Annotated in this window: 11 protein-coding genes and 2 pseudogenes; 8 read left to right on the top strand and 5 right to left on the bottom strand. The window is 57.9% G+C overall.

Annotation, left to right across the window (positions count from 1 at the left end; translation table 11 throughout):
• The 6 genes from nifE to EFR00_RS32360 form a co-directional block, all read left to right on the top strand.
• Positions 1-1,380, top strand: a 1,380-nt coding sequence (gene nifE, locus EFR00_RS32330) for a nitrogenase iron-molybdenum cofactor biosynthesis protein NifE (protein ID WP_125864900.1), incomplete at its 5' end; no start/stop codon positions are given.
• Positions 1,381-1,389: 9 nt separating this feature from the next.
• Positions 1,390-2,745 carry a nitrogenase iron-molybdenum cofactor biosynthesis protein NifN gene (gene nifN, locus EFR00_RS32335; RefSeq protein WP_012489543.1) on the top strand — a complete coding sequence of 452 codons (1,356 nt, stop codon included), beginning with the start codon at positions 1,390-1,392 and terminating at the stop codon, positions 2,743-2,745.
• A complete protein-coding gene (nifX, locus tag EFR00_RS32340) occupies positions 2,742-3,236 on the top strand; it encodes a nitrogen fixation protein NifX (RefSeq protein ID WP_008536565.1) in 495 nt (164 codons plus the stop codon). Before nifN ends, nifX begins: the two co-directional genes overlap by 4 nt.
• A 3-nt stretch (positions 3,237-3,239) precedes the next feature.
• On the top strand, positions 3,240-3,728 hold the full coding sequence (locus tag EFR00_RS32345) for a NifX-associated nitrogen fixation protein (protein WP_012489542.1): 489 nt from the start codon (positions 3,240-3,242) through the stop codon (positions 3,726-3,728).
• 731 nt (positions 3,729-4,459) lie between these two features.
• Positions 4,460-4,546, top strand: coding sequence for a hypothetical protein (locus EFR00_RS34365; protein ID WP_237350514.1), 87 nt, complete (start codon positions 4,460-4,462; stop codon positions 4,544-4,546).
• 221 nt (positions 4,547-4,767) lie between these two features.
• Positions 4,768-5,700 (top strand): cation diffusion facilitator family transporter, encoded by a 933-nt coding sequence (locus EFR00_RS32360; protein WP_012489540.1) that lies wholly within the window; start codon positions 4,768-4,770, stop codon positions 5,698-5,700.
• A gap of 130 nt (positions 5,701-5,830) precedes the next feature.
• On the opposite strand, the gene EFR00_RS32365 is transcribed toward EFR00_RS32360, so the two are convergent.
• The 4 genes from EFR00_RS32365 to EFR00_RS32385 all read right to left on the bottom strand — a co-directional run bounded on the left by EFR00_RS32365 (position 5,831) and on the right by EFR00_RS32385 (position 9,543).
• On the bottom strand, positions 5,831-7,423 hold the full coding sequence (locus EFR00_RS32365) for an IS66-like element ISRle3 family transposase (protein ID WP_077989900.1): 1,593 nt from the start codon (positions 7,421-7,423) through the stop codon (positions 5,831-5,833).
• A gap of 74 nt (positions 7,424-7,497) precedes the next feature.
• The gene (gene tnpB, locus EFR00_RS32370) at positions 7,498-7,842 is read right to left on the bottom strand and encodes an IS66 family insertion sequence element accessory protein TnpB (RefSeq protein ID WP_003592504.1); all 345 of its coding nucleotides are present in this window, start codon (positions 7,840-7,842) and stop codon (positions 7,498-7,500) included.
• A 91-nt stretch (positions 7,843-7,933) separates the two neighbouring features.
• Positions 7,934-8,224 carry a transposase gene (locus tag EFR00_RS34370; protein WP_077989901.1) on the bottom strand — a complete coding sequence of 97 codons (291 nt, stop codon included), beginning with the start codon at positions 8,222-8,224 and terminating at the stop codon, positions 7,934-7,936.
• Between the two features lie 590 nt (positions 8,225-8,814).
• Entirely contained in the window at positions 8,815-9,543 is a 729-nt protein-coding gene (locus EFR00_RS32385; RefSeq protein WP_029532496.1) for a carbonic anhydrase, read from the bottom strand.
• 620 nt (positions 9,544-10,163) lie between these two features.
• Between EFR00_RS32385 and EFR00_RS32390 the strand changes: the two are divergent.
• Together EFR00_RS32390 and EFR00_RS32395 are read left to right on the top strand one after the other, a co-directional pair.
• A pseudogene (locus tag EFR00_RS32390) lies at positions 10,164-10,412 on the top strand (biotin/lipoyl-containing protein); the annotation flags it as partial.
• A gap of 115 nt (positions 10,413-10,527) precedes the next feature.
• A pseudogene (locus tag EFR00_RS32395) lies at positions 10,528-11,310 on the top strand (ISNCY family transposase); the annotation flags it as partial.
• Positions 11,311-11,327: 17 nt separating this feature from the next.
• Here the strand turns inward: EFR00_RS32395 and EFR00_RS32400 are convergent.
• Positions 11,328-11,502: transposase domain-containing protein (locus EFR00_RS32400; protein ID WP_148102831.1), on the bottom strand; the 175-nt coding region annotated here is incomplete at its 5' end.

Below are 11,502 nucleotides of genomic sequence, written 5' to 3' on the forward strand. Positions count from 1 at the left end.
CCCGGGGCGGCAGCCGGCGGATGCGCTTTCGATGGCGCCAAGATCGTGCTGCAGCCGATCACCGACGTCGCGCACCTGATCCATGGGCCTCTCGGCTGTGAGGGCAATTCCTGGGACAACCGCGGATCGGCTTCCTCAGGTCCAACGCTCTGGCGCACCAGTTTCACGACCGACCTCACTGAAACCGAAGTGGTGATGGGGCACGGCGAGCGGAAACTTTTTAAAGCAATCCGCGAGATCAAGGAGGCCTATGCTCCACCGGCGATTTTCGTCTATTCGACCTGTGTGACAGCATTGATCGGCGACGACATCGAGGCCGTCTGCAAGCGGGCCGCGGAAAAATTCGGCCTTCCGGTGGTGCCGGTCAACGCACCGGGCTTTGCCGGCTCCAAGAACCTTGGCAATAAGCTCGCCGGTGAAGCGTTGCTCGATCATGTGATCGGCAGCGTAGAGCCGAACGACGTGACCGCCTACGACATCAATATCATTGGTGAGTTCAACCTATCCGGCGAGTTTTGGCTGGTAAAGCCGCTTCTTGACCGGCTGGGGATCAGAGTAAGGGCCTGCATTCCAGGAGACGCCCGATATCTTGACATTGCTTCTGCGCATCGCGCCAAGGCGTCCATGTTGGTGTGCTCGACAGCACTCATCAACCTCGCCCGCAAAATGGAGGAGCTCTGGGATATCCCGTTCTTCGAAGGCTCCTTTTACGGAATTACCGACACCTCGGAAGCACTCAGACAGATCGCCAAGCTGCTCGTGATGCAGGGGGCGGATCCCGAAATCCTCGAGCGCACCGAGGCATTGATCGCGGAGGAGGAGGCGATTGCCTGGATGAAACTCGCAGCATATCGACCAAGGCTTGAAGGCAAGCGCGTGTTGCTCAACACCGGCGGCGTCAAGTCCTGGTCGGTTGTCCATGCGCTGATGGAGGTGGGCATCGAGATCGTGGGCACCTCGGTCAAGAAATCCACGCCTGAAGACAAGGAACGTATCAAGCAACTCCTGAAAGACGAAAAACACCTGTTCGAGTCGATGGCGCCGCGCGAGCTTTATAACATGCTCGCCGACGGTAAAGCCGACATCATGTTGTCTGGCGGGCGCACGCAATTCATCGCGCTGAAGGCCAAGACACCTTGGCTCGATATCAACCAGGAACGCCACCACCCCTATGCCGGCTATGACGGCATGGTGGAGCTCGTTCGCCAGATCGATCTTGCTATTCACAATCCGATCTGGATGGAGGTGCGGGAGCCGGCACCGTGGGAATGCCAGCATGCGGTGGAAGAAGAACTGACGAATACCAAGAGCGAGAACGAGACTGGGTACGTCTTGCAAAACTTTGTCGGCGCGGTCGCCGGCAGCTTCGGCAAGCGTTGAGGAAAGCCGATGGTTCAAGTCTTTCCCCAGACCAAATCAGCTGCGGTCAATCCGCTGAAATCGTCGCAGCCGCTCGGCGCCGCGCTCGCCTTTCTTGGCGTCGAGCGTGCCGTGCCGCTGTTCCACGGCAGCCAGGGCTGCACCAGCTTGGCGCTGGTACTTTTAGTCCGGCACTTTAAGGAAGCCATTCCCTTGCAGACAACGGCATTGGACGCAGTGGCGACCATTCTTGGCGGCGCAGGCAATCTGGAAGAGGCGATCCTAAATCTCAAGAGGCGCGCAAAACCCAAGCTGATCGGAATTTGCACGACAGCCCTGGTGGAAACCCGCGGCGAAGATTTCGCAGGCGATCTCGCCAACATCAAGCGGGATCGTGCCGATGAGCTCGCGGGTACGGAGGTTGTGCTGGCGAATACCCCGGATTTCGAGGGAGCGATCGAAGAGGGATGGGCGAAGGCCGTCATCTCTATGGTCGAGCGCATCACCACTCCAGGCGAGCAGAGCCGCCACCAAAAGAAGATTGCGATCCTACCAGGATGGCATCTGACAGTCGCTGACATCGAGCTTCTGCGCGAAACGGTCGAAAGCTTCGGTCTGAAGCCGGTGATCCTGCCGGACATTTCCGGCTCTCTCGACGGCACGGTGCCCGGCGATCGTTGGGTTCCGACCACCTATGGCGGTACTCCCGTCGACGAGATACAAGAGCTTGGCACGGCGGCGCAATGTATCGCGATCGGCGAGCATATGCGCCGCCCCGCAGAGCTACTGCGGACCCGGACGGGAGTCCCTTACGCATTGTTCCAGTCGCTGACAGGATTGAAACGAGCCGACCGGTTCGTCTCGTTTCTTTCTGAGATTTCTGGTGCGCCGGTGCCAGCAAACATCCGCCGTCGCCGAGCACAGCTGCAGGACGCCCTGCTCGACGGACATTTCCATTTCGGAGGCAAGAAAATCGCAATTGCTGTGGAGCCGGACCAGCTCTACCAATTCGCTACCTTCTTCACCGGCATGGGCGCCGAAATCGCGGCAGCGGTCACCACGACCGGCACCTCAAAAATACTCGCGGAAATGCCGGCCGAATCGCTCCAGGTCGGTGATCTTGGCGATCTCGAAGAACTTGCCGTCGGCGCTGATCTTCTCGTCACGCATTCGCATGGACGACAAGCGGCGGAGCGCCTTGGGATTCCGCTCATGCGGGTGGGCTTCCCGATATACGACCGACTCGGCAGCCAGCATAAGCTCACAAGTCTCTATCAGGGAACGCGCGACCTGATCTTCGATGTTTCCAACATCTTCCAGGCCAATCAGCGCGCGCCGTGTCCTGGATCGCTTGATCCCTCCCGCAAAGGAGAACTGCCTAGATGATCGCCGCTCGTCGCCTTTCCCTCGTCCCTGACGGGGTTCACTCGTCAGCTCCAAAACGGAAGGCTGGCGCGTTGCGCGTCGCAATCGCCACTCAAGATATGAAATCTCTCGACGCCCATTTCGGATCGGCAAAACGTTTCGTCGTCTATGATGTGAGTCCCGACGACTGGAAACTGGTGGAAGTCCTGGACTTCGAAGACGTTTCCGACCAGAGCGGAAAGCATCGGAACGAGGACGTCGATCGTATTAACCCGAAGGTGAAGGCGTTGGAAGGTTGTCACTTATTGTTCTGTCTGGCGATCGGTGGGCCATCGGCAGCCCGAGTTGTTTCGGCCAAAATCCACCCAATTAAAGTATCCGATCCTCAACTGATCGAAGATGTTTTGTCGCGAACTCGGGCGATGCTCAGGACTACTCCGCCACCCTGGTTACGCAAGGTGCTAACCGAAGCAGGCGCCATTGAAAAGAAGCCTTTCGATGAGGAGGACTAAGAAATGGGTACATTGACAGGAAGTACGGATGGCCCTGCTGTCAACGAGGATGGGGATCTCGCCACCCCTTTTCTCAGATGCCTGATAAGGCTCATTCGCGCTCAGGATGCCCATGGGGCGTGGGAAGGCAAATCGGACACTGACCTGCTGGCCGACTTCATCCTCACCAAGGAGCAGCGCCGTAAGATCCCGATCATAGGCGATCCGGATCCGTATGTGCTGTGGAGGCTACAGAACTTTTACAGTTGCGTGGGGCTTGTGATCGAAGAGTGCACAGGCCTGTTGGCATCGCCGATCATGACGATCGGCCATGAGGGCTTCGGCCGCTTGCTTTTCACGACTGGACGGTTGGTCGTTCTGTCGAAGACCCTGCGCGATGTCCACCGGTTCGGCTTTGAGACGCTAGGCAAGCTCGCCGAGACCGGCACGAAAATGGTCGATGACGCTATTGAAGTTATCGAAACCTATCCCGACGTGGCGCGGGCATCATGAAATCAATTTTCGAGGAAAGAGATCATGTCAGACATTGTGGAGCAGCTGAAGAAGGTCCGCAAGCTGCAGTCCCGCGCCGCCGCTGCCAAAATCTCAGCATTTGCAATGGCCAGAACGAGAGTTCGATGGTGAGCTCACTGGCATGATCATGGCTCTCAACCACGCGGCGGTTGCCGCCTGAAGAACTGCCAGACTCTCGTTGCCGCAGACGACATTGCTGCGCAATCTCGCGAACAAATCAGGAGAACGGTGTTGCGTTTCACAATCTTTTGCGGCCTCCTGCTGCTCGTCGTCTGGGCGAAGGCACTAACGAGTTACTTCGTCTGGCATTCCATCCACGAAGTCATCGTTGCAATGGTGGCTAGTTTGTTGCTTCTTCAGTGGGCGTATATCGCAAGCCTGCTCTTTTCCATCTGGCAATCCAGCCGTAATTACAGGAGTCGCCAAAGGGCTCGACGATCCGATCATCGCTAGACTAGAACGTGGTGTCAGCCACAGCCTATCATGAGGGCGAAAACCTCGGCGTTCTTTGGAACGCCTCTCATCAAATCAGATCCAACCATGAGTCAACGGAATTCGAACCTGCCGGATGACGTGGATGCGTCGAGAGCCCTATCGCCGCGCAAGCTCTGCAACCTCGGCCGTGCCATGATGACGTGTAACAGGTGGCCTGCTCATGCCCTATCTGTGGTGGCTCCGACTTCATTCGCGGCGGCGAGACCGTCAGCGAAGTGCTGGACTATGTTCATGCTTCCTTCCGTGTCGTGCATCATGTCCAGCCCCGCTTTACCTGCAAAGCAAAATTGGCCCTTGTTTAGATAGTCGAGGCCGCACTGCCAGAACACAGCGAGGCGATTTTGTCTTGTGGCCAGGTATGTGAAAGACGCTCATGCGAGCCCACTGGACAGGAGAGGTCAGCATTTGAATTTAAAAAGGTACCTTGATCCAAAAGTGGATGTGCTCGCTTCAGTAGCTGAATTGGATGGTCTGTACCGCGTCCAGAGGACCATAAAGAAACGTAAGTTATAAGGCTGAGCCTATGAATTTCATGAGAACGGAGCAGGGGCTTCTCTGCGTTTCAATTGCCGTTACCATCCTCCTTGCCTGCATCGGCATTTTGTTCGGGATCATTTCAGGTTCGTTCGCAATCATATTCGATGGTGTCTACGCATTGACGGACGCTGCTATGACTGTCGTAGCTCTGCTTGTTACAAAGCTCATCGCGTCATCCGAAGCGCCCTCCAGCAAAGGAAAACTTATCGAGCATTTCACGATGGGGTTCTGGCATCTTGAGCCCATAGTCTTGGCTCTCAACGGCATTCTCATAACCGGGTCGGCTGTTTACGCACTTGTCAACGCAATCGGCAGCATTTTGCATGGGGGACGTCCGCTCAACTTTAGTCAAGCGATCGTCTACTCCGTCGTAACACTCGGTGTGACAGCCACCATGGGGGTTATTGGTGATCGAGCTAATCGTAAGATCAAATCTGATTTCGTTGCCCTGGATACGAAAGCTTGGCTGATGTCCGCCGGGCTAACGATCGGGTTACTCGTCGCGTTTGCCATCGGATATTTCATTCAGGGGTCTTCTTACGAATGGATCTCGCCGTTTATTGACCCGGTCGCGCTGGCATTAATCTGCATTGTGATCATTCCCATTCCGGCGGGCACGGTTCGGCGAGCGCTCGCCGACATACTGCTTGTTACGCCATTAGATCTCAAACAACAAGTTGACGCGGTCGCCAAAACAATCATCGAACGACATGGATTCATATCCCACCGGGCTTATGTGGCCCGGGTCGGCCGAGGCCGGCAAATCGAGCTACATTTCGTTGTCTCAGAGGACCTCCCGGCGAGGAAATTGCAGGAATGGGATAAGATCCGTGACGAAATCGGGCTCGCGATTGGTAACGAGGGTCCGAGTCGTCGGCTCACCATCGCCTTTACAACCGATCCTGAGTGGGCGGATTAGGATTTTGAACCGAATTTGGAGCCCTGTATCGCAGGCATTCCATAGCGGGCGTGATCCTCGAACCGGATGCATAGCTCGGCGTTTTTTCCAGCCACCATGCGTCAATTTGTAAGCGACAAGCCGTGGCCGTTCAGGCGGCGTAGTTCCATGGCATGAGCGCGTCGATTTCACTGCTGGGCCATCCATTCGCAAGGCGCTCAAGCGTCTGGGTCAACCAAGCTTGCGGATCGACTGCATTCATCTTTGCCGTTTGCAGGAGCGTCGCGATGGTCGCCCAAGTCCGGCCGCCACCGTCGCTTCCAGCGAATAGACTATTTTTTCTCGTGATCGCTTGGGGTCTGATTGCTCGCTCGACTATGTTGGAGTCGAGTTCGATGCGGCCGTCGGTCAGGAAGCGCTCGAAGATGTCTCGACGCGAGATGGCATACCGCAGAGCTTCGGCGAGTTTGGATTTTCCAGAGACCCGTGGCAGGGTCGCCTGCCAGAGAGTGAAGAGGTCACGGACGATCGCTGCGGAGATCTCCTGGCGTGCAGCGACACGAGCTTCAGGGCTTTGGCCGCGCACACGCTCCTCGATCTCCCATAACCTCGCCATACGCTCGACGGTGTCTGTAGCGACCTTCGAGCTCTTTGCGACATGCAACTCGTAGAACTTTCTCCGGCTGTGCGACCAACAGCCGGCCAGGATGGCGCTGTCATTGCCTCCATCTTTCCGGACGAGCTTGTTATAAGCGGCATATCCGTCGACCTGCAGGATTCCACGATAGCCGCTCAGGTGTCGTGCGACACACTCGGTGGCTCGACTGTCCTCGAAGCGATAGGCTACCATCGGTGGACCGCTGCCCCCAAAAGTCCGGTCATCCCTGGCATACGCCCATAGCCATGCCGTCTTCGCTGATCCGGAACCAGGTGCAAGTGTGGGCAAGGTCGTTTCGTCGGCAAAGATCCGTTCGGCCTTCTTGATCTCATCGAGGATGTAGTCGGCGAGGATATTGAGCTCGAACCCCAGCTTGCCCATCCATTGAGCCATCAGCTTGCGGTCGAGTTCGACCTTGTCGCGTGCGTAGATGGCTTCCTGGCGATAGAGTGGCAGCCCGTCGGCATATTTGGAAACGGCGATCTGGGCCAGAAGTGCTTCCGTTGTAATGCCACCTTCGATGATATGTGCCGGAGCCGCCGCCTGGACGACACCATCCTCGTTCCTAAAGGCATACTTCGGCCGACGGGTGACGATGACACGGAACTTCGCTGCCACGACATCCAGCCGCTCGGAGACGTCTTCTCCAATCAGGATTTTGGTCTTACCTGCATGTTCTGGAAGCTCTTCCGGTTCGATCACGACCTCGACGCGCTCAAGATGAGGCGCAAAGCCCTTGCGTGGCCGCGGAGCGCGTTTGCTGTCCGCGCTACCGCGGCCTTTCGTGACCTGAGCCTTGATCGTCGCAATGCCGGTCTCGATCTCTTCGAAGACAAAGGCGTGCTGCTCGTCATCGACGGTGGATGATGCAAGCCTTTCCGAGCGTCGGCCAAATCGGGCGCGATCGAAAGCCTTCAGGATCTGCGTCAGCCGCTCGATGCGCTCATCGGCGTCCGCGTTGCGGGCCTCTAGATCGTCAACCTGCTTCTCCAAAGCCTCGACGCGGGCTGCTTTTGCGGCCATGGCAAGAACCATGGCTTTGAGAGCCTCTACATCATCCGGGAGCTCAATCTCGGGCCGCGTCATGGGTATGATCAGAGCATATTTTGCCGCGCTCCGCCCATGCTTTCAGGGACCTGATTCACTTCGCCGCAGCGGTTTTACCCAACAATCTCGGGAGGCTTCACCGGCGTGGATCGAACCCGCTTCCAGTCCATTCCGTCGACTAAAGCCAGAAGCTGGGCATGATTGAGCTGGACGCGATGATGGCCGATCCGGGGCCAGCAGAACTGGGCTTTTTCCAGCCGCTTCGCATAGAGGCAAACGCCGGAGCCATCCCACCACACGATCTTGACTCGGTCTGCTCTCTTGGCCCGAAAGACATAAAGTGCACCGTTGAACGGATCACTGCCAGCATCCCGTACCAGCGAAAGCAAGCTGTCCGGCCCCTTTCGGAAGTCGATGGGATGGCTCGCAAGAAAGACCTTCACGCCGGACGGGATCATGCCGACCGCACCGCTCGGATCACCCGCTGCAGGTGTGCTTCGCCGATATCTGCGTCGGCCCGGATAACGACGTCGCCGATGATAAGCTCGATCATCGCACGTGTGCCAATCGTCCCAGTCTCCGTCTGACCAGCCCGATTTGCGAGGTAGATCGTTGTCCGTCACGAGCATCACGACGCCAGCCAAATAGCTGCGAGGGATGTATGCCGATGCGATGCGCAATGGCTGAGACGCTTGCGCCGGGCTCCATTGCCTCAGCCACAGCCCGCGCTTTAAAATCATCGGACCAGCGGCGCCGAAATTGCCGTGGGGCGCCCTCAAGCCGTTCCGGAACAGCCTCGATCATATGGAAGTTTCTAGTTCCAGAGCTAGGCGCAGACATAGAAGCTCACAGTTTGTGAATCGTCTGTCCGCAATACAGCGGCCAACGCTACTGACGCCAGATGGGGTCAGCTTGTCGCTTACGTCAATTTCACGGTTCGTACCAATCTTCGATCAATGCGGCCAGTTTCGATGCCGTAGTTTTCCGTTATGCCTCCAGGCGCGATACTCGATTCAGCGAATAGGGTTGGCTGAACCCAGATCGCGCCTTTGCGTTCAAGCTCCACAGGCGGTTTCGCCGTCTTGATCTTGTTGAGATCCTGCCGGAGGCCGATTGTCTCGCGTTCTTTGAAACGAGCGACGCCTATGTCCTTGTACTGGCTCAGGAGGGCGCGGCCCAGCTGCCCAGGTTCCGATAGATGTCATCGCGCAGCTGTCGGACCTGTCGATTGAGCTCACCAAATTGCGCAGGCGTATGGTCGGAAATTTCCAGAAGAGCGTCGCCCAGGCAGCCAGCTCGCGACCTCAGCTCCGGCCCGCGTAACCCGCCGGGTGATGCTGCGGGCGGCAAGGGTCATCAGCGACTATGGTTCCGCGAACGCGACGAGGCGCCCGCGGATAGCCGTCGGCAACATGAAGTCGCCTCGTAGGTCAGACCTTGTGCAGAAAATCGACCACGCCGGTATCGAGATCATAATAGGCGGGCACGATCTTCACCTTGCCTTCCTCGACCAGGCGAGAAACAATCGCACTTTCGGTGAGGATGCGCTCGGCGCCGTTGAAGGCATTGGCATGGACGGTCTTGTCGACAAAATTGTCGCCGCGATCGGTCTCCGCCAAAGCCACGGGCAGGATCGGCTGGGTCATCTTGCCGATTGAGCCATCGAGCTTGGTGCCCTTGGACACGACCTCGCAGGCGGCGGAGACCGCCCCGCAACGCTTGTGGCCCATGACGACGATCAGCGGCGCATGCAGATGTTCGGTGCCATATTCGATCGTGCCGAGCACATCGGTGTCGACCACGTTTCCGGCATTGCGGGCGACGAAGAGTTCGCCGAGCGTCACCCCGCCGAATACAAGTTCCGGCACGACACGGCTGTCGGAACAGGTCAGCACGATCGCCCAAGGTGCCTGGCTCTTGGCGACGTCCTGCCGGCGCTTGGAAATATTGGCGGCGCAGGCTTCCGTGTCGGTGACGAATTTCTTGTTGCCTTCCTGGAGTTTTGCCAGTGCTTCATCCGGCAGGAGGGCGGGAGCGTTCGAGGCGAATGCCGGCATGGTCATGTCAAAGCCTGCAGTCATGACGGCCACGCCTCCGATGCCGGCAAATTTCAGCAGGGAGCGACGGCTCAGTGGGGAGGAATTGCATTCAAAGCACATGGTATCGGTCCTTTTGCAATATCCGGGATGGCTGCGGAGAAATGGCACCTGCTCCAAGTCATGTCCGGCAATTCTCCGGGAATCGGAGAATGGCCGATTGGTTATGCCTTGATATGGCACTCATCAAGCGGAATTTTGACGCATCGGAGGAGCTAAGCCAATCCTGGAGTATTGCCCCGGCCGTACGGTAGATCAACCCGGCCCTGACGGGTTCTGGCGAGGGATGCTCATGCGCGGCATATTGGGTTGCAAGGGACCCTTTGGGCGCTGCCTTCTGCTTCTTTAGTGGCTCCGCTGCCGCCGGCGGGATCGCATTCATTAACTCACTCGGGAACCTAGGAGCATTTGTGGGGCCGTTCGTTATAGGGTATCTCCGTAGTCAGCCCGGAGGTTTTTCTACAGGCCTATACGCTTTGGCAATCATGGGCCTAGCCGCGACAGTCATGTTGATTTTCCTCCTGCGCCTCCTGCGCCAAACTTGATAGAAACAACCAGATGTTCTTGTGTTTGTTGTCACGTGAGCCGAGCCGGTTAGGTGCACAACGAGATGCGGCTCGGGTCCGCGAGGAACCAACAGCAAGAGCTCGCAAAATTCCTCAGCGTCACCGGCCGCCGTCTTCGCACCCAAGGCCGAACCCGGCAATGCCGCTCATGTCGGCGCACCGATGCCGGGCGCCATCTCGCGCGTCTTTATGTCGCCCGGACAGGCGATCAATGCCGACGATGTGCTGGTGTCGACCGAAGCGATGAAGGTGGAAACGGCAATTCACGCCGAGGAGAACGGCACGATCGCCGAAGTTCTCGTCAAAGCCGGCGACCAGATCGATGCCAAGGACCTGCTTGTAACTATCGCGGCCGGTTCAGCGTAAAGTTCCATAACGTTGATTATGCTATTTGGTGCTGTAGGCGCAAAGTTGAAGTGTCCTGTTTCTGCAAAGTTGGAATGTCACTCTCCCCGCGTTTGATGGCGCGGGAGACAAGCGGATGGGACTGATTGCGATGAGCGAGCGTGACCTGCAGCGGATCGAGGTTTTGTCGAAGGTTGCCGACGGGCGGATGACGATGGTGTCGGCGTCGCATGTGCTTGCTCTCAGCGAGCGCCAGGTGCGGCGGCTGTTGGATCGCATCAGAACGACCGGTGCGGCATCGATCCGCCACAAGGCGATCGGCCGGCCGTCGAACAACCGGATCAGCGATGGTGTTCGCGATTATGCGGTGACGCTGGTTCGTGAACGTTATGCGGATTTCGGTCCGACGCTGGCGGCCGAGAAGCTTGCCGAGCGCGATGGCTTGCGTGTGTCGCGCGAGACGTTGCGCGGCTGGATGACGCAGGCCGGATTGTGGCTGTCACGCAAGCAGCGGCGGACGTTTCATCAACCGCGGTTGCGGCGCGAAGCCTATGGCGATCTGGTACAGATCGACGGGTCCGAGCATCGCTGGTTCGAAGATCGTGGAGATCCGTGCTCGCTGTTGGTGTTCGTCGATGATGCGACGGGCCGGTTGATGCAGCTGCGCTTCGTGCGCTCGGAAAGCGCCTTCAGCTATTTCGACGCACTTGAGCTTTATCTGAAGCAGCACGGGGCGCCGATCGCCTTTTATTCCGACAAGCACTCGGTGTTCCGGGTGACGAAGAAGGATGCCAAGGGTGGCCAGGGCATGACCCAGTTCGGGCGGGCACTCTCGGAGCTAAATATCGAGATTCTCTGTGCAAACTCCAGCCAGGCCAAAGGCCGTGTCGAGCGGATGAACCGGACGCTGCAGGGTAAGCGGCAAGCTGAGACCGTTCAGCGCGCGTAATTCCACGGCATGAGTGCATCGAGATCGCTGCTCGACCAGCCGTTGGCGATCCGCTCAAGTGTTTGGGTGAGCCAAGCCTGCGGGTCCACGTTGTTCATCTTCGCCGTCTGAAGGAGCGTGGCGATAGTCGCCCAGGTCCTTCCACCGCCATCGCTGCCGGCG

It is taken from the genome of Rhizobium sophoriradicis (assembly GCF_003939025.1).
Classification (GTDB): domain Bacteria; phylum Pseudomonadota; class Alphaproteobacteria; order Rhizobiales; family Rhizobiaceae; genus Rhizobium; species Rhizobium sophoriradicis.

Coding starts and splice junctions, on each gene's coding strand:
- nifN (WP_012489543.1), top strand. CDS start 1,390: ATGGTTCAAGTCTTTCCCCAGACCAAATCAGCTGCGGTCAATCCGCTG.
- nifX (WP_008536565.1), top strand. CDS start 2,742: ATGATCGCCGCTCGTCGCCTTTCCCTCGTCCCTGACGGGGTTCACTCG.
- EFR00_RS32345 (WP_012489542.1), top strand. CDS start 3,240: ATGGGTACATTGACAGGAAGTACGGATGGCCCTGCTGTCAACGAGGAT.
- EFR00_RS32360 (WP_012489540.1), top strand. CDS start 4,768: ATGAATTTCATGAGAACGGAGCAGGGGCTTCTCTGCGTTTCAATTGCC.
- EFR00_RS32365 (WP_077989900.1), bottom strand. CDS start 7,423: ATGACGCGGCCCGAGATTGAGCTCCCGGATGATGTAGAGGCTCTCAAA.
- tnpB (WP_003592504.1), bottom strand. CDS start 7,842: ATGATCCCGTCCGGCGTGAAGGTCTTTCTTGCGAGCCATCCCATCGAC.
- EFR00_RS34370 (WP_077989901.1), bottom strand. CDS start 8,224: ATGTCTGCGCCTAGCTCTGGAACTAGAAACTTCCATATGATCGAGGCT.
- EFR00_RS32385 (WP_029532496.1), bottom strand. CDS start 9,543: ATGTGCTTTGAATGCAATTCCTCCCCACTGAGCCGTCGCTCCCTGCTG.